Raw genomic sequence first — 17,698 nt, 5'->3', positions numbered from 1 at the left:
AGCGCTAGTTGTGTCACGATCTTCTTTTTCCGTTTTACATTCCTTCCCTAATGGTCTCAATCACCCTAGATTCAATCGCCAACGGTTCGGCTTTTGAGCTCGACGTCCCTAAAACACACCCCAAGAAAACAAACTAGATGCAGACTCATTGGAGGTCATTGTTACCACTTGGGAATCATCCACACACCACGCTAAATCGTAAACGATTTAAATGGTTGTCTGTTATGAATTTAAAAGACATAAAAACAATGACTTATGTTTATTGGTGGAGGTGAAATAGAGCGTGAAAAAATTTTCAAAATCTCAACTAATTAGCCGCTGAAATCCTAGTGTGAAAATATGTAATCACATTGAATTATCATTGACGCATTTATGTATAAGGGATTGCGGTTATTTCAATCTAAATCCAATGGGATTTAATTGAATTATTATTTATCCCTTTATGGGTAAGGCTTTGGCGGTTTTTTTAAAACTAAGTACAATGGGTTTACATTGAGAGTTTATTGGATTTCATTGGGGTTTAAAAGTGGACTTCATTGACATTCATTGAGGAGAAAAGGCTAAATTATGTCGCGTTCTTACCCTTTACAAAGCTCCCTTCGAGGGAAGCTAGAGCAAGATTTTAAGAAGTTCAGAGATAGAGAAAAGTTAAGTGATGCTGAGGCAACTCGTCAGCTTTTCACCTTGGCGTTGCGTATCAAACTGAATGACAGTGACGATGAACGGCCGTCGAACCGTGAGTTGATGGAAGAAACGTATCGTAGAGTTAGGCAAGTACAAGGCGTGCTAAATTTAAATTTGGCGCATAGCTTTGATGGGGAGGGGTATTATAAGAATAAAGCGGATTCGATTGAGCAAAGAAAATCCAATACCGCTTTGGTTGATAAAAGCGTCGATGAATATCTTGAAGGCGAAAAAAAAGGGTAGCCATTGGCTACCCTTTTATTATCGCTCTAACTCTCTGTCGATTTCTCTGTCTTCCCAATGGCTCTCTTTCTCTGATTGATTAAATTCCATCTCTTTTTGAGGGGAATATTCTTTTGGCTCAAAGTGATCGAGTGATTGGCTGTCGGTTTCTTTTTTCTCATTATAGTTGAGGGTGTCTAATTCGCTCTCTTGATGAGAAATGTGTGGCTCACTTAATTCAATGTTATGTGCGCTGTTATCTTGCTCTAGTTTATCAAGGCATGATTTGATGTCCTCTTTGAGGTTATCGTCTGACATGAATTGAATGTCTCGACCATTAAAGTTCTCGACGATTTTCTCAATGTTGTTCGGGTTTAAATCGTGGTTGCCGTGATTTAATACAATAATGATGTTCTGTCTCAGTTCATCGGTAGAGATGTTTTGAATGTCGTTCTTATGATTGACGTTGATAATGTCAATCTGCCCTTGAGTTTGGTCTCGAATTAAAAACGAGTTTTCTATCGATGTGCTGATGATGGTGGTGTTTAAATCCTCCCCCTGATGGAATTGTGTTAATTGTTTGGATTTTGTTCCTAGGGTTCTTGGATTAATATCTAGGGAGGAGTCTTTATTTCCTTGAGTGTCTAAATAGGTCACTTCTATGGCTTTGGTTTCACCTTGTTTATTGTGGATGTTGGTTAGCATCGCAGGGTGAAGGGATCTATCTTCGGATGAATAGACCGCCGGGTGGAATTTTACATGGTTGTTTTCAATGTTATTGACACCGAGCTTGTTTAAGTACGTTTGGGCCAGTGTGTTATCCATCGGTAAGCTTTGATTGATATAATCCTTAGCCCTTTCTTCAAACTGCGCAATATGCCTTGGGGTGGTGCTCAGTAATTTTTCGTGTTTACTGTTTTCCTCCAATTGATATTTGTCCGGCTCATTGAGCATCTTGTGCGCTTCATTCATCGCGGCTTTATAATTCATTTCCTTATGACTCATGATTAGGTTAATCAATGCGCCTTTTTCGCCCGTGGTGTAGTCTTTAAAATACCCTCGATGCTCTCCTGTTAGGGTCACTTTAATGGCTGATTTACCAATGCCAAAGGTTAAGTAATCCCGGTCTGATTTGGATTGATTCGGCTGGCCTAATAACTGAACGGCGAGGCTTTCTGTGTATTTTGGTAGTTGCGTATTGATGTGCTCCCTAAATTTGTTGTAGTCAAAGTCACCGCTTTTATTTTGGAACCGGACGTCCTCATGAGGGAGGGCATTACGGTTAAAGTAAGTGGTGTCTTTGGGTGGGATTTGGTTGAGGGTTTCTATCGCACTGGCTTTATGGCTATCTTTAGAAAGCCAGCTTTTGACCAGTTGTTTTGTGTTGTCGGTATAGAGCCGAATGTGCTGACTGGCGCGAGTCACATCGATACCGGCGCGTCTTAAGTTGGTCAGTGCGCCTTTGCTTTGTATCGCGCTAATGACGTGTTGATAGGTGGACCCTTGCGCCATGTCTGCGGTTCGACTGTACGCGTAGTCCCAGTGCCCGTCTTTAAGCGCATTAGGGTGAAGGTTGAGTGTTTGTCCTGTCTTAGATTGAGCGACAATACTGTCTGTAGTCGCTTGCGTGATGCGGTACTCCACGTTGGCTTTAATGCCGCGCTCTTTATCGGTAAAACGGGTGATGATTTTATCGCCCGTTGAGAGGGGTTTTTCTGACACGCTAAACAGTGTCGTGAAGGTATGGTCTCGATTGCGGGGTAAGAACGGCCTTGTCTTACCTGTACTCGCGTCTTGAAGTGTTACTACGCCATGCTCTGAATCTACGTGAGTGATTGTCGCGTACTCACCGGGTCTGGTGCTCAGTATTAAGCCTTTTTGATACGGCATCATGGTGGTGAGCTCTTCACCCGTCGCACCGATTGAGCGTAGCCGGGTTGCGATGACGTTCTCTTTGCCTAACTCACTCTTTTTCATCAATCCGACTCGGATGTATTCGGTAGTTTGGTCTCGCTCCTTGTTGGTGTAAAGAATGAGAAGTGTGTTTTCTCGCGTCTCTGGTGTGCGCTCTAGATAGTCCTTGGCGATCATATAGGGCAGTTTTTCTGTGGCTTCTAACTGCGCTTTGTGTCGGTCTTTACGGTGTTCATTCAGCGTGGAAATGACATGCTGGCGGTTGCCTTGAGTATCAGGGGCTTGCTGCTGGAGCTTATCCAGGGCGCTCTGTGGCTGTTTATCAATGATGTTTTGCGCCGCATTAAGTAAGGTGTCGTTTTGCTGACGGATGATGTCGGTCATGTAAGCGGTATCGATGCGGCCTTGGCTTATGGCTAGCTCAAAGGGTTTACCGGCACTGAGTGATAAAAGCTGCTCTTTATCGCCCAATTTGACTGTTTTGGACTGACTGTCATTGACGAGCTTTGTGAACTCATCGGCTTGCTTGTTGCTGACCATGGAGCTTTCATCGAGAAAGAACAAGGTGTGTTGATAGTCACTGGCTTCTCGATTGCCTTGCCTGATGTCAGAAAGCAAACTGTCTAGCGTTTGCGCTTTCACGCCTTTGCTTTCTAGCTCTGCAACCGCGGCGTGAGTGGGCGCAAGACCGATGACGCTTTGCTCTGGTTGCTGGCTGGCTTCTTTCACTAACTGGATAAGTTCAGTATTGGATTCAAGCATGGTGGACTTACCTGTGCCGGCTAACCCTTGGATGGCCACAAAGCTGTCCTTGGTGGTTGATATGAGGGTGATGGCGTCCTTTTGCCCTTGGGTTAGGCGAGGCTTGGTATTGAGAAAGTCTTGCACCTGTTTAGGTGTGGCAAAAGGCTGATGTTGGTCTTTACCATCATCGATGTTTTGCAAGATGCGCTTTTCAGTCTCCAGCGCGGTGTGCGTCGTCCAGCGTGTGCCGTCACTGTACTCTGCAGAGAGAGTGTCGCTGCGTTTAGTCAGCTCTGTTTCAACCTGCTCTTTGGTAATAGAGCCACCGGCTTCTTCAAAGGCGTAACGCACCGCTTCCACCACTAACGCTTTTTGGCTAAACGCCGCTTCTCGCTCTGAGAGGTGGTTCAGGGCAAAGCTGACCGCTTTTTCGATGAGTGGGGTGTTTTGCGCTTTGGCTAGTGCTGACAGTGCCTGACTGACATCGTGCTTTAGCCAATCTTGGGTGGCGTCATTTAGGTAGCGGTCGTTGACGTTTTGCGTCTGTAATACGCGCTCAATGGCTGACGGGGAGACTTGCTCTTTCTCAAGTACGCTTTGGGCTTTGTCCGGTTTGTCGGTGAAGATATCAAGGCGCTCTGTTTTTTCGGTCAGGTCGTTTATCAGGGGCTTAGATAAAGTAAATGCTTTACCTGACAGCAAGGTATGGGCTTTTTGCTCAATATGGTGGGCGCCGTGAACATAGTCGTATTGCAGCGGCGCGTCTTTTAAGCTCTCTAAGTTTACGCGCTGCGTTTGACCTTGGCTCTCAAGCGTGAGGCTCTCTTTGTCAGTTTGCGTGACAAGGTAACTTTTATTGGCGTCCAAACCGGCAGGGAAGTGTTTGCCTAACGTACGAAGACGTTCGCCTTGGGCGATGTTGAGGCTTTGCGGTTTGCTGATTTGCATCTTCATGCGCTTAAAGGTGCGACTGGACGGGTCAAAGGTGTGTGACTGTCCATCGCGTTTGCTGAGTGCGGTCATGGTGTTGCTCTCTTTATCGATGCTGGCGATGACAAAGCTCTGAGGTTTGTTTTTCTCCCAGTGGGTGAGTGTCATACATGGTTTGTAGTGTTGAACGAGGGGTTGTTGCGCTTTGGAGAGGTGGTGAGGGGTTTGAGTGAATAGGGTGGTTTCGTGTCTGGCGAGGGCGCCGGTATTTTTCAGTTGGCCCCGTATCGCTTCGGTTAACCGCCGCTGCTCGACGCTGGAGGTGGCAATCACTTGCGTGTTGGCTTTATCGGGGAGGTCGGCGTACACCCGCGCTATCCTATCGGTGTCATTGTCATGCAGTTTCACGTTGGTATGGCTGGCTCGCTTGCCGACCCAAGAATGACTCTCCACATTGCCTTTTTGATACAGCGAGATAGCGTTATTGGCTTTAAATCCCTGACGGCTTGATACGCGGTTAAGCATCACCACTTTACTGCTCGATTGTTTGGCTTTATCGGTGAGGGCTAACAGCTCATTGGCGCTCATCTTATTGGCGTCATCGATGAGCAAGACGTCTTTATTGGTCAGCGGCGTATCGCTTTGCAATAAGCTGTGGGTGGTGTGGCGCTGCTCTGGTGAAAAGAGCTGACCGACCCAGGCGCTGAGTGTTTGACTCTTGCGCTGTACGCTCTCCATGCCTTCAGCCTTGGCTTTCACGCTTTGGGATACTAATTGGACACGCTTACCACTGTGGTTCCCCACGTTAAGTAGCTGCTGCGCAATGCTTTGTGATGAGCCATGCACATTCACCACGTGGAACTGTTTGGTGGAGTGGTACAGGTCAGTCAAGATACGCTGCTGGTTTTCAGGGATAGCAAGCTTGTTGAGCGTGCTGGATTCAACGTGGGTGCGCATGTGATGCGCCCGACCTTGGGTGCTGTCGATAAGCGCTTGTTCGTTATCAATTAAGCCTTTGGTGGTGTATTGCCCTTTTTGCCTGAGTCCTATCAAGTCGCCCTGTTTAATCATTTCATCCGCGACTTTTTTGATATCAATAGCGTTGAGTTGTACGCCGCCTTTGGTGAACTCTGAGGCGGTGAGTTCAATGATTTTTTCTAGGTGTAACGCGGTGCTGTATTGCCCTAGATGGTCAATGGCTCTGCTGATGGCGGCTTTGGTTTCACCAAGTGGTGGGGTGTTTTGCGCTTCTTTCACTTGTTGCGCCATGGTGACAAGCTGGGCGGGCTCATACCCTTGCTCTTTTACGGTGCTTTGCCACTGTTTGTTGAGGCTGTCACTGCTCTGGTAGGTCTTGCTTTTACGAGTATCGAGGTTTGCTACGTCTTTCGCCGCGCGAGAGTCAAAGCCTAAATCGAGTGTGCGTTGGTCAATTTGCTGTTTGCGAGTGGATGACGCATCAAGAATAGGCTGAGGGACACCGCTGATTTCGAACTGACCGTTGCCGACGCCTCGCGTGGAATAACCGAGTGTTTCTGCATCTTTAGCTAATTGGCTCTGGTACAAGATACCGTAGTATTTTTGGAAGTTGTAAATGCGCTCGCCAGTCCCGTTAATCACGCCCCCTTTTTGTTTTAGGCTGGTTGATAAAGCGCGTAAATCTCCTTCTTTATCGCGCGTCATGTTAGCGGTTAGCGCGTGCGAATGCACTTGCATGTCATTTTCACGGCTGGTCTTATGGCGTACGACTGCAAATAGCATCGAATCCGTATTTTCGTATTCTTGAACGCCTTTCTCATGGGTGACTTTGACTTGTGCTACGTCTTTCTCAAGCTCTGTTAAGGCGAACTTCACGGCGTTATTGTGCGCTTCAATGAGGCGGTTATCTCCGCCAATAAGTGCAAGAACGCTGAGGGATTTGGGCGCAGAAAAGGTCAGGTCGAAGCCAGATTTGTGTTTTTCTCGCTTCCCTTTAATGGTTTCACCGCCAAGATTGCCAGAAAGCACCGATTCTAGGGTGGCTTGATCTACGGGTTTATCTGCCAGTTCCGCTTCGATGGCCAGCTTGCCATGCCAGAAGGTGTTTTCTACCTGGTCTTGTTCTTTGAGGTAATAGTTATCGCCCGCGTCTTTTTCTAAAGAGACGTCAGGTAGGTCTTTGGGGTTTTCTTCGCTTAGGTAATATTTGGCAGCGCCAGAAGCGGATTTTAATGGGCTAATAGAAAGCATGAGTATTTTCCTTATGCAACGCAAATTGCCGCTAGCAGCAAAACTGAGCGGTGAGTGGAGGTTAAGGGGGAAGTGGAATTAAAAGAGGTGTGGTTACAAAATGATCCCAACACAAGCAAAGGAATTGCTAGCGGTTAACGTTCGTTCTTCGTGAATGATGACGCCATTTTCATCAATGTGAATGGATGTAATGCCCGCTTTAAATCGGTCTAACGCTACAATTTCTTCATTGGTTAAATGCTTGCCATGAGTTAGGCATTCCAGGCGGTTAAAGCTATATTCATCGGCGGCCATCGCTAGTTTCGAAGAATCAGAATGCTTCATGCACTCATTGCCATACAGCCAATCTTGAGCACACTCTATATTTGGCTCTAACTGGTAAGTCATATGGTGGGTGACGCTTGCAAAAGAATGGGACTGGCTTGTCCATTTGTAGCTTACTTGAAAACAATCAACCTCATCGGGAATGACGGCATACCAACCTCGACTTTTCGGCGAGGTCTCTAAATGCACAGACACGTAGCGTTTGTTTGGCCAAAAGCGCTTTGTTTTTAGATTGCCGTTTGGTTTCGCCCAGTCGGGGCCTATAAACTCAAAATGAATGTCTGTTACCTTGTTGCTGGTCAGCTCAGGTGTCAGAAATATTCTAGGCGTAAATTGAAGGTATCGCTCATTGGGGTATTGAGGCAAATGGATGTCGAGTTGGTGTTTAATGGCCGATTGGATCTCTGAGTGTGCTTGAGTGTAGCATTCTGACCATTCAAGACTTTTTGCCGCCTCAATGGGTGACATGCCCCGGGCATATAAATCGATATAGGGTGTCCAATCTATCTTGATGTATCGGTATGGGATTTTTTTGAGATGCGCTGCAAATGCCTTAAACCATTCTTTCCATTGGTCGTCATATTCGTTGGTCATTTTTCCGTTGAGATAATTAAGACCTTTGCGAGTAAAAGTTACGCACCTTTGATCATCGTTGAGGTCTAGGTAATTTTCTGAAATCAGTTGCTCTAATATGTCTCTGATTAGCATGCCAGAGTGTGGGTAAACATCCAAAGCGCGCTCTTTTGCTTGAGACTTGCTCAAGCTCATTCGCTTTTCTTTCATGTGCGCTAGATACTGAGTGTTGATTGGGTCTACTTGGTAATTTTTTGTTCTTGGCCACAGCCAATCTAAAAGGTCGCGGGCATAGGCCGTATTCGGTCCTAATTCTAACGTATAGGACGTTGGCGCTTTGGGTAGTGGTGGAAGCTCTTCTTTATTGCCATTCATGGCGTTTAACTCTTCGGTAGTTAAGTTTCTTAGTATGACATGGGTAAAGCCTTCAATATTGTCGATGTGCTCCCCCAAGTTGACTCTGACACTTTGGATGAAAGGAATGATGGATGCTTGGTTAAATAGAATGTTGTGGGTTGGCCCGTGGTGCGTGACTGCTTGCGCTTTTAAGTCGTCCCAGTCACCATAACCTACCGCTTGAGCGCAAATTGATAACCATGTGTATTTTTCGGGGGCGTTGCCCTGAATGATTTCAGCGAAGGTAAGTTGATCGAATATAGTGTGTAATTGTTTCTTTAATATCGGTAGATGGTCAGAATTAAAGAGGGTCTTATTTGGCATGGTTAATCCTTGATGAATGAACGTAAAAAAGCCTTGCAATGGCAAGGCTTGGAATAGTGGTTGAGTGATTATTCGATATGATGAGGCTCTAGGGTGCAGTCTCTATGGTGCACTATAACTAAATATCTTGTCATGACTAAGATTGAATCAGTGCACTTTTTAATACGATGGGTGCTAAGTACATGAAAGTCAGGCCTATCGAATTCAATAAACCAAATAACGAGTACTCCATGCTGATGCTCAGGAGTAAAGCGAATCCTGCAGAGGTGAGTACGATGTAGTGAGGAGTGTTGGGGCGTTTTTTAACAAAAAAACCACGATGCGCTTCAAACTATACAGTGATAAAAAGCCAGTGGACGCGATGAAAAGTTGCGTCCACTGAAATTGACTCTCGGTGATCTGCATAAGACAAAGTGCAGAAAATAAGAGTGAGACGACCAAGGTCTCAAAGATTAATCTAGACAAACTCGGTAACATAAAAATACCTAATACATTTGGTTTGCAATGACCTATTTCTGTCTTGTGTGGCTATCGACTATTTGATGCGCTATTCAACCATATCACCCGCTTCCATCTCGATATCTTGAGATATCGCCGACTCTTCAAGCTCTTTTGGAGCGCGCTCTTGATGGTCATTGTCTGATTTGAGCTTTTCCGACTCCTTGCTGGCTAACGCTTTGACTGTCTCACTTCGTTGTGCTTGTTGGATTTGGTCGGTTTCCAGCTTCATCTCTTCCGGCGTTTCAAATTGCTTGGCTTGGATTTCTGTGAGTGCGTTACGCTCTTCTTCGTTGAGGAGCATACCTGGGGCGACACACTCAAAGTAAATCGCTTTTTGATACGCCTTGGTCATGGCGGGCGATGGGGTGTAATGACGTTTAATAAAGGCCGGTGTCACATCTCGCATCTTATCAAAGTGCAAATCCAGTTGAGTGATAAAGCTGCTTCCTGGTACGCGAAGGTAACATTGCAAATCATCCATGGCTTGGATTTCACTGCTAGAGGCAACCGGGCGGGTGACGGTTTGGTGACCAATCGATACCCCGTCACGCAACGCATTTGCACCGTAAGAAATGTGCTCTCTTGACACGTCCACCTCTTGCTCACCTAAATCTTTTGACGAGATTTGCGCCATTTGCGCGGAGGGGGCACGAAAGTAAAAACGGGAGTTGAGTAAGTCAAAAATGACGTCCGCGGTGTTTTTGCCGTAGGTTTTCACGAGCTGAGCATAAGACTGGAGACCAATCACATAACAGCCTCCAAACTTACGCACTTCGGCAATGATGGTGTCAAGCTCAGGCAGTTTATGCAGACTTGGCATTTCATCCATAATCACCCAGATACGGCGATCTTCATCGTCTTTGAGTCCCAAGATAGCGTTAGAAGCAATGGCAAGCCAAGTCGAAATCAAAGGACGCAGAGAGGCGTGTTGCTGCGCGTTACTGGATAAGAACAAAAAGCCTTTTTGTTTATCGTCTTGCACCCAATCGGTGATAGAAAACGGTTGGCGTTTGGGCTTTCCTTTCGCGTCTTTGTCATCCAATCCATCCAAAAATCGTAGGCTCTTGATGTAGGTGGCGAGCACCGACTTAATGGAGATGGCCGTCTTTTTTATGTCTTTCGAGACCAGGGATGCAGACTCTGTGCCTTGCAGGAAATTACCCAGGGTTTCAAGTTCAGACGTGAGTATCAGACTGAGCAGCCTTGCGGTCGAGCAGGGCTTGTCATCTTGGCTCATGCGATACGCCGCACTCGAAAAAATAGTCCGAGCGGAATCCACCCAGAACGGATCGCCTTCGCCATGTTGCGGGATAAGTGCGCTGGCTATATTTTCAAAGTCAGGGGCTTCTTTCGCATCACACCACACATCCCAATTGGCGCAGCGTTCATCGAAGGGATTGAGTAAGGTGTCTTGGGTAGGGTCAAAGAACTTACTGGTAAAGGTGCAGCCTTTATCATAAATAATGGCTTTATCTCCACGTTTACGTATCCAGCGTAATAGTTTACGAAGCATGACGGATTTACCTGCCCCTGTGGTGCCGTCGATGAGCATATGTTGAACTTCAAACTCATGTTTAAATAAGGCCTGCCCATCCACTTTGAAATCAGAAATCCGTCCGTTTCCTACGCCCTGTTTTTTGAGTTTCTTTGCCCGTTTTTTTAAATCGTTAGTGAGCACTTTGGGCTCTGCGTATTGAAAGCCTCGGACGTGAAAATCTTCACTTTGTTTTTCGCCTTGTCGTTTAAAGAAAGTCATGGCGAGCATTAAGATGGTGAAAGCAATACCGATGCCAATCAAAAAGTTGATTTGTATTTGGCGTATCACGTTATCGTAGAGATTGATGAGTTGGGTGTTGTCCAGTTGGGAAGCGAGCGTGCCAATGTAGCGTTTCCCGCTCCAGAAGGTCGTGACTTCGCTGTTAAGATCGTGTCCAAGGCTGGCATAGATATGATTGCGCCAATAGTAGAACACAGACCAAAAGGCGTTATCGGGCGCGCGTAGCCAGGTAAGAACGCCAGTGAGCGCTATCACCGACCAAATGGCGGCGTAGACTAAGGTATTGTTGACTTGAAAGAACATCCGAATGGAGTGAAAAGTAATTTGTCCGCCACGGGTAAAGTGGTTGCCGGACGCGCGTTTAGGTCTAGGCATCGTGGTTCCTTGAGAGTGAAATGGAGTACTTTTTAGATAATTACCTGCGTATGCAGATAAGCTGGCCAACAATTGAACGGTTGTTGGCTAATGGTATTGCTGTGTAGAGCCCCGAGATGTTGGCAAAACTTGGGTGGTTTTATTTCCTTGCGCTGATAATCGTCACGGTCTCGAACGTGGTCAGTGTTGTGCTCGAAACCTTAAAAGCAATCCTGATTACTATTTTTCAGAAGAAAAGCGAAATTGCTCTCTGTGTAATAGAGATGGTGAGCTTTATGTTGAGGATGGGCATCACCGGACAGTGATTGGTCGAGTGTTTTTGGAAACGAATGGCTTTGAGCCTATGATTAAAAATGTCCTCGTTGCTTATTGCGCTGGGCAGTGATCCATCGTATTCGTAATTTCCCTCGCCGGCTGATTTCAAGGCGATTTCATGGTAAATTTGTTAGAATGATAAAGTTCTTTATGACCTTCAACTTCAATGAATGACCAACTAACTCCAATCAACAAAGACCATTTAAAAAAACTTATCCGAGCAGAACTGGAACCGACATGGTTTGATAAGCAATCAGTTAGCTCTGATATGTCTTGGGTGACTCCTGCTGTGTTTGAAATATTGTTTACTGAGTTGATAACTCATACGCGCGGTAATCAGTCTAAGGCTGCTAGGGTTTTAGGGATTAACAGAGGTAATTTCACCAAAAAGTTAAATCAGATCACAACTCGTGAATTTGGATCGGATGAGAGCTTATAAGTATGTATCAGCCTATTGGTACCCTGACGAGGGTGCAGAGATTAACCAACCCCCATTACCTCTCAAGAAATCAATGGCAGTTGCTCTAATTCTTGCTTCAAGAATCACTGGCGCTTTTTACTTCAATTTGAAAACAATTATCGGCATTTTTAGGTGATTTCAAGCTATTTAGTACCAGGAGCATAAACTCAACCTACGAAGGTTTTAGACAGGTCACGTCCAAACTTTGTGGATAACTGCTTATAATTTGTTATAAAAACATAATGTTAGGTTGGAATTTAACGAAGCAAGCAAAACGGAAGGCCAAATCAACCATGGAAAAGATAATTCACTACGATATTCAAAAGGTTAAAGTTAGAAGCGATAAAGAAAGCACTCGACTGACCAGCCAATGGGATCAGGTTCTACAAATCTGTCGTGACAAACCACTCGGAGAGATCGCGAGAGCAAGATTAGCGTTTAACCTTGTCGATTACATCACAAGTGAAGATCTACCTTTTCGCTTATTCATCACCCGCGCACCACAAGCTATGGCCACCATAGGCGAGGAAACACGAGTGTATAAAGAGCATCGAGTTATTAATGGTAAACAAAGCGGAATGATTTACGCTAAAAGCGAACAAATGTTACCAAGAGAAATCCACTATACGAATGAGTTTGTGGCAACCCGCTACGTTGCTGGGACAAAAACACCACTCTCTGCCACCTCCCTCGTTGGTTGCCTCAAGGCTGGAGATGTCATAACACCACTTGATGGCATCTTGTTTTTAGGCTGCAAAAGAATAGCCAGTGATATAGCACGTCTTAAAAAAATCGAACCCACCATGAACATCGCAATGAAACGTATCGAAGTATCAGACAACTTCACAGACACAACAAGAAAGATGGCAAGTTACGAATGAATAACGAGGCGTAAACGATTGCCGTATGCATTAACATGGCAGATATAACTGAAACTAATCTTTGGACAAAAACGCGTTAGAGCTTAAGTTCTAAAAATTACAATGCACATTAGAATCAGTATGGTTCACATATGGATCAGCACAGAGAACTGTCATGGGAGTCTCTAATTAGGAAGCCAAATCCTGTGAGCCACTACACAACTAACTCCGTCCCCCTAAATAGGTGTCCGCTGTTGGCAACACCTATTTTTTCAACGTAAGATCACCCCCCGAAAATAACTAACGTTGTACGCGAGGATTTATATTAAAAATAGTGTACCTAAGCCTAAAAATGCGACGAAGCCAAACACATCCGTTACTGGAGTCAATATGACAGAACCTGATAATGCAGGGTCGGTTTTTAGCTTATCTAAAATAACAGGGATAAAGATACCAGCGAGTGAAGCACTTATTGTGTTTGTCACAATGGCCATACCGATGACGATCCCCAACATCATACTGTCAAACCAAAGACCCGTGATAACGCCAATGACAATAGCCCAAAGTACATCATTCAGCACTCCCACTTTAAATCCGTTTGTATGGATAATAAGCACTCCAATCGGGTAATGTGAGACCCAGGCTTTAGCTGCAACTAAAGCTTTCTATGTAGCAGTTCGTTTAAACGCTGGCTCCTCTATCGAGAGACCGATAACAAACATGAACGCTACATAGGACTTCAAGCATAAACCTCGAATAGTCGACTGGGTCTCGAACCCGCATTACGCAAGCATGAGTTAGCTTATTATGAATACCAAAATCAATCAAAGCATCAACGTTGGAGTTGATACCGGAAAAACACAATTAGACATCCACATCAGGCCACTAGATCTATTTTTCTCAGTAGAGAACAATGATAAAGGCATCAAGAAAGCACTCAAAACGATTAAAAGTCATAATCCTGAACGTATAGTTATTGAAGCAACAGGCCGATTAGAAATGCCTTTTGTTCTTGCATGTGCAGAGGCTAAATTACCTATTGTCAGAGCAAACCCTGTCCACATAAAACGATTCGCTGGAGCTATTGGCCGCAGAGCCAAAAATGATCGTTTAGATGCAGAGTTGATCGCTCACTATGGAGAAGCAATCAAACCAGTTCTTACTGTCATGTAAAACCCTCAAATCATCTACAAAGTCATGGCGAATTTGATTCATCCTACACTTACAGCGCCTTAAATTTTTCTACCATATCCTTATCAATCTCCTTGATTAGATTAGGGGACAAGCCCAGGTGTTTGGCCTCAAGACTAAACGAGCGTGTTGTTTCAAATATTTCCTCAGCCATAACCATAATCGCTTTCTTTGATGACAACCCCGACTGAGCAGCTAACTGGTCTAGTGCGTTCTTTGGCGTTCGGCCATTACCACCAAATGCCGTCATATGCTCTTTGTAAGGGTTAGGGTTGTAAACAATGTCGTAGAAAGGCGATAGCGTCCAGTTATCGGCGTCACTGGCAAGGAAACTGAAGTTCTTACTGTGATCATCTTGGTTAACAGTTAGGTAATTAAACATGCAGCGCTTAATGAGCTTCTGAGACTCAGTGACACTACACATGATGCGCGTAGCTTTAACTAAATCCACATAGTCCAAAGAAGGCTCTCGAAACGGTGCATCTAACAACCCACACGCAGAAATCATATGGATTCGACCGCCTTGCTCGGTGCAATCAAATCGTTCCTGCTCTAGCCAAAATCGTCCATTACCTGCATCAATTAAATCAAAGTCAGGAACCTCAATGCCGACATTACGGGCCATCTGCATGTAGCAATATTCGACTAATGATTCAGAGTGCTTCAAGTCAAACTTTTCAGATGTCAGTTTTACGATAAGCTTTGTTCCTAGTGCGTCATCTAATGTTGAATATTGCCCATTCAATAAACGTGTCACGTTCATTTTTGGCCTAGCACCACCCGAACCACCAGTATTCATCAAGTGCTCAAGCAAAGCAGACTCGGTGCCTTCAAACTCTTCAATCGCAGCTCGGCCAAGGGTAATGATATCAATCGACTCCTTGGACTCATCAAGTAAATCTAATTCAGGCTCATAGCTCAACGCCCCCATGCATCTGTCACCCAGATAAGCCAAACGCTCTAGGGCGGTAACTTCCTTTGGGTTATGATCGTTCTGTCTAAATACACGATCCATGAGATAAAGGCCCCAACCATCAGGGAGACTATCTCCAAATACCCCATGAATGCCGTAATGCGGCCCTCTAGGCGCAACTTGTAGGCTTGTATCAGCCTTTAAATTGAACGGAGCCAGAGAGGTTGAGTGAGCGCCTAAATAAGCCTCATCAAATTGAAAGAAGCTTTGCTTACTATTTTCAACTAGCTTGCCGACAAATACCTTTTCACCTGTGCTAAGCGTTCGTTTTACGGTTAGGGCTGATTTAAGCATATCGAAGCACATCCTCTATTGATTTAAATTCAGGCTCAGACGACTTTGTTAGCTCTTTCACTTTTTTCAAGTCACCGACTGTCTCATAAAGCATGAGGAACTGACGCAATGAGATGTTGCCAGATGACTCAAACTTTCGGATCGTCGCGTAAGGTACGCCAGAGAGATCGGCCATCTTCTGAACACTGAGTTTATCTTTTTTCCGAGCAGACTTGATAAACTCTTTGAGTTCCATCTGCAAATCATAAGCGGTATAAAGAGATAACATACATGCCTCGTAAGTTGCTATTATGGTATCAATTATAACGCCAATCATAGTCTAATTGCTATTATTGTAGCAAATATAGAGTAATGACAATCATTACTTCATTAACACGAATGGCAAAAAATTCCATCACTGTGACGGGTCTCCATTGCTACTATAGTGACAAATTAAGGTTTTTTTTGGCATTATTTGCTACCATTATAGCAGATTAAAAAACAAGGCTTTATGCACCCATTAGCTGTTTCACAAGAGCATACCTTGCTTTACATTCAGGTCGATCAACTAGCTGTGATGGCATTAGATTAGATATGAGAAAAGACAGGTTATCAATAATAGTAGAGCTTCTACTCCAACGCAGTTTGGGGCAGATCTGAGTTTGAAGCTTAGGACGAAACCTACCCATCAAAGAGTTTACCATCTCCCAAGTAGCAGAACGACACCACTTCAAATGATGCCGTTCGTGATAGAAAATGGACAAAAGCTTTCATCCTAGACCGATAGTCTTGGATTCAACCTATTCAGAATTTTCATCAGATTATTCAACTCCATGCATTAGGTGATATCTGGTAGAGTTTGTAGGTAACTCTGCCATACTGTTCATCAGTACTGTTAAATACGGGCTTGTGTTCACTAATTGCGTAAAGAAACAGAAGGAAAAGAGGCGAAATGAGCACTCCTACTTTGTACATATTTTCAGGTCTTCCAGCTTCAGGAAAATCTACACTGGCTAAGTTACTTGCTAGCCGTACAGGCGCAATGTATGTGCGTATCGACACCTTCGAGCAGGGGCTTAGAGATCTATGTAGTTTCAAAGTTGAAGGGGAGGGGTACAGATTAAGTTACCGAATAATTAGAGATAATTTGGCTCTCGGGATTAGCTCTATTTCAGACTCTTGTAATCCAATAGAGCTAACACGACACGAATGGCAAGATGTTGCAAAAAGTACAGGGGCTAATTTCGTTAATATCGAGGTTGTGTGCTCAGATCTCACTGAGCACGAGCACAGAGTTAAGACACGAGATAATGAAATTGAGAACCTAAATCTACCAAATTGGCAACAGGTACAGAATCGCCACTACGACAAGTGGAAAACAGATGTCATCAAGATTGACACAGCGGGTCATACTATCGATGCGTCTTTTGCTGAGCTAGTAGAAAAACTCTGTGTGTAAACAGTTTCGGTTTCTTTGCATGACTGCATAACAATACAAGCGATGATTTTAGAGCGGTATGCCATTTTTGACCGAAAATGGGAGAAATCGCTCACCGAATCTTTACTTCCGTTCGCTCGGGCAGTGCCGATAAATCAGGGACGAAATTTATCGGCCCTAAATCGAGCTGGCACGTTTTGGGGGCAAAGCCGTGTTTGCAGAGATCAGCACCAGCACGTCCTTGGACAAAAACGTTTTATGCGTGCTGAGCAAAATCATTTCGGTCAGATTAGAAAAAGTATCTTGAAACCTTAAATTCTTACTATATGTAGCGTTCGTCATTACTACTTTCAAACGAGAACTGAACATCATTAACCCGAAACAAGCTACTGTCTTTGAAGGTAACACTGTTCAAATTAAAAAGTGCTACATTATGCCCTCGCCCAAGTGAACTTCTAAAAGCTATGCCGTCATAACCCAATGATTTCACTAACTCAGCAATAATTTGAGTGGGTGCATAATCTGACTTTTGATCACTGTTTGTAACTGGTTGAGAAAAAGCTTTATCTACATTAGTCCATACAGCTTCAATTCTTTTGGCTTCATCAGGTTCTGACAAATAAAAAGGTAATTTATCATTGTGATGTCTTGAGAAGTCGATTACTCGAAGTTCTTTAGAGTTGGTAAATCTCGCCACTGATATTATCGAACCCAACCAAGGTCTAATCTCAGACATTGCGGTTTCTTTTTCAGATGCAACATACAAACAAGGAATCCCCTTGGAGTTTGCTCTTCCCTCAGAAGCACTGTCAGGTAAAGGTCTCATTCTTTTCTCAGGATAAGGTATGAATATATCATCGACATGAATATCATCTTGTAGAAGTGGCAAGCTATCATGCCCCATTTGTGCTCTCCACATCTCAGAGTTCGGTTCAATCACTTCTACGCGACTTTCGCAAGTATCCTTGATACCTTGAAGAAAGCTTTGCGAATCTTCATCTAAAATATATCGCGATTTATTTCGAACTGAACAGCTAAACTGCATATAGCTATTCCATGACTTAAAACTCATAACTTTCCCTTAAATCTAGCTCGGCTATAATGGCTAAAAGCCGTTTTCCATTCTTATATGATGCTGTCTTTCATCTACCAATTCAATTTTCAGTCAATAGGTTAGTAGCTATATTGAGCGTTC

General features: G+C 44.3%; 11 protein-coding genes and 1 pseudogene. 5 read left to right on the top strand and 7 right to left on the bottom strand.

All coding sequences use genetic code 11. The features are described from left to right. Nucleotides 1–567: 567 nt before the first annotated feature. Nucleotides 568–927 (top strand): hypothetical protein, encoded by a 360-nt coding sequence (locus MD535_RS23615; protein ID WP_016790675.1) that lies wholly within the window; start codon nucleotides 568–570, stop codon nucleotides 925–927. Between the two features lie 18 nt (nucleotides 928–945). On the opposite strand, the gene traI is transcribed toward MD535_RS23615, so the two are convergent. The 3 genes from traI to traD form a co-directional block, all read right to left on the bottom strand. Further along, the gene (traI, locus tag MD535_RS23610) at nucleotides 946–6,723 is read right to left on the bottom strand and encodes a conjugative transfer relaxase/helicase TraI (protein WP_265677632.1); all 5,778 of its coding nucleotides are present in this window, start codon (nucleotides 6,721–6,723) and stop codon (nucleotides 946–948) included. A 93-nt stretch (nucleotides 6,724–6,816) separates the two neighbouring features. Then, nucleotides 6,817–8,340: a hypothetical protein gene (locus MD535_RS23605; protein ID WP_265677631.1), complete on the bottom strand. Its 1,524-nt coding sequence runs from the start codon at nucleotides 8,338–8,340 to the stop codon at nucleotides 6,817–6,819. A gap of 547 nt (nucleotides 8,341–8,887) precedes the next feature. Next, entirely contained in the window at nucleotides 8,888–10,993 is a 2,106-nt protein-coding gene (traD, locus tag MD535_RS23600) for a type IV conjugative transfer system coupling protein TraD (protein ID WP_265677630.1), read from the bottom strand. Between the two features lie 481 nt (nucleotides 10,994–11,474). Here traD and MD535_RS23595 point away from each other — a divergent pair, with 481 nt between their 5' ends. Together MD535_RS23595 and MD535_RS23590 are read left to right on the top strand one after the other, a co-directional pair. Further along, on the top strand, nucleotides 11,475–11,747 hold the full coding sequence (locus MD535_RS23595) for a helix-turn-helix domain-containing protein (RefSeq protein WP_265677629.1): 273 nt from the start codon (nucleotides 11,475–11,477) through the stop codon (nucleotides 11,745–11,747). Between the two features lie 314 nt (nucleotides 11,748–12,061). Beyond that, nucleotides 12,062–12,649 (top strand): ECs1377 family protein, encoded by a 588-nt coding sequence (locus MD535_RS23590; RefSeq protein WP_237300800.1) that lies wholly within the window; start codon nucleotides 12,062–12,064, stop codon nucleotides 12,647–12,649. A gap of 299 nt (nucleotides 12,650–12,948) precedes the next feature. On the opposite strand, the gene MD535_RS23585 is transcribed toward MD535_RS23590, so the two are convergent. Next, nucleotides 12,949–13,215: a magnesium transporter gene (locus tag MD535_RS23585; protein WP_313897285.1), complete on the bottom strand. Its 267-nt coding sequence runs from the start codon at nucleotides 13,213–13,215 to the stop codon at nucleotides 12,949–12,951. A 220-nt stretch (nucleotides 13,216–13,435) separates the two neighbouring features. Between MD535_RS23585 and MD535_RS23580 the strand changes: the two are divergent. Further along, a pseudogene (locus MD535_RS23580) lies at nucleotides 13,436–13,798 on the top strand (IS110 family transposase); the annotation flags it as partial. 52 nt (nucleotides 13,799–13,850) lie between these two features. Here the strand turns inward: MD535_RS23580 and MD535_RS23575 are convergent. Both MD535_RS23575 and MD535_RS23570 read right to left on the bottom strand, forming a co-directional pair. After that, on the bottom strand, nucleotides 13,851–15,086 hold the full coding sequence (locus tag MD535_RS23575) for a type II toxin-antitoxin system HipA family toxin (protein ID WP_048657858.1): 1,236 nt from the start codon (nucleotides 15,084–15,086) through the stop codon (nucleotides 13,851–13,853). Next, nucleotides 15,079–15,354, bottom strand: coding sequence for a helix-turn-helix domain-containing protein (locus MD535_RS23570; protein WP_171388226.1), 276 nt, complete (start codon nucleotides 15,352–15,354; stop codon nucleotides 15,079–15,081). Before MD535_RS23570 ends, MD535_RS23575 begins: the two co-directional genes overlap by 8 nt. A 663-nt stretch (nucleotides 15,355–16,017) precedes the next feature. On the opposite strand from MD535_RS23570, the gene MD535_RS23565 reads away from it, so the two are divergent. Beyond that, nucleotides 16,018–16,524 carry an AAA family ATPase gene (locus MD535_RS23565; protein ID WP_048657859.1) on the top strand — a complete coding sequence of 169 codons (507 nt, stop codon included), beginning with the start codon at nucleotides 16,018–16,020 and terminating at the stop codon, nucleotides 16,522–16,524. A gap of 301 nt (nucleotides 16,525–16,825) precedes the next feature. On the opposite strand, the gene MD535_RS23560 is transcribed toward MD535_RS23565, so the two are convergent. Then, on the bottom strand, nucleotides 16,826–17,575 hold the full coding sequence (locus tag MD535_RS23560; protein WP_265677627.1) for an RES family NAD+ phosphorylase: 750 nt from the start codon (nucleotides 17,573–17,575) through the stop codon (nucleotides 16,826–16,828). Nucleotides 17,576–17,698 lie beyond the last annotated feature (123 nt).

Source organism: Vibrio qingdaonensis (assembly GCF_026191675.1).
GTDB lineage: Bacteria > Pseudomonadota > Gammaproteobacteria > Enterobacterales > Vibrionaceae > Vibrio > Vibrio qingdaonensis.
Note: the sequence above shows the minus strand (reverse complement) of the source record. Positions and strands in the feature narration are given on the sequence as shown.

Excerpts from the sequence above, each read along its gene's own strand:
- MD535_RS23575 (WP_048657858.1), bottom strand. The coding sequence starts at position 15,086 with ATGCTTAAATCAGCCCTAACCGTAAAACGAACGCTTAGCACAGGTGAA.
- MD535_RS23595 (WP_265677629.1), top strand. The coding sequence starts at position 11,475 with ATGAATGACCAACTAACTCCAATCAACAAAGACCATTTAAAAAAACTT.
- MD535_RS23615 (WP_016790675.1), top strand. The coding sequence starts at position 568 with ATGTCGCGTTCTTACCCTTTACAAAGCTCCCTTCGAGGGAAGCTAGAG.
- MD535_RS23560 (WP_265677627.1), bottom strand. The coding sequence starts at position 17,575 with ATGAGTTTTAAGTCATGGAATAGCTATATGCAGTTTAGCTGTTCAGTT.
- traI (WP_265677632.1), bottom strand. The coding sequence starts at position 6,723 with ATGCTTTCTATTAGCCCATTAAAATCCGCTTCTGGCGCTGCCAAATAT.
- MD535_RS23605 (WP_265677631.1), bottom strand. The coding sequence starts at position 8,340 with ATGCCAAATAAGACCCTCTTTAATTCTGACCATCTACCGATATTAAAG.
- MD535_RS23565 (WP_048657859.1), top strand. The coding sequence starts at position 16,018 with ATGAGCACTCCTACTTTGTACATATTTTCAGGTCTTCCAGCTTCAGGA.
- traD (WP_265677630.1), bottom strand. The coding sequence starts at position 10,993 with ATGCCTAGACCTAAACGCGCGTCCGGCAACCACTTTACCCGTGGCGGA.
- MD535_RS23590 (WP_237300800.1), top strand. The coding sequence starts at position 12,062 with ATGGAAAAGATAATTCACTACGATATTCAAAAGGTTAAAGTTAGAAGC.
- MD535_RS23570 (WP_171388226.1), bottom strand. The coding sequence starts at position 15,354 with ATGTTATCTCTTTATACCGCTTATGATTTGCAGATGGAACTCAAAGAG.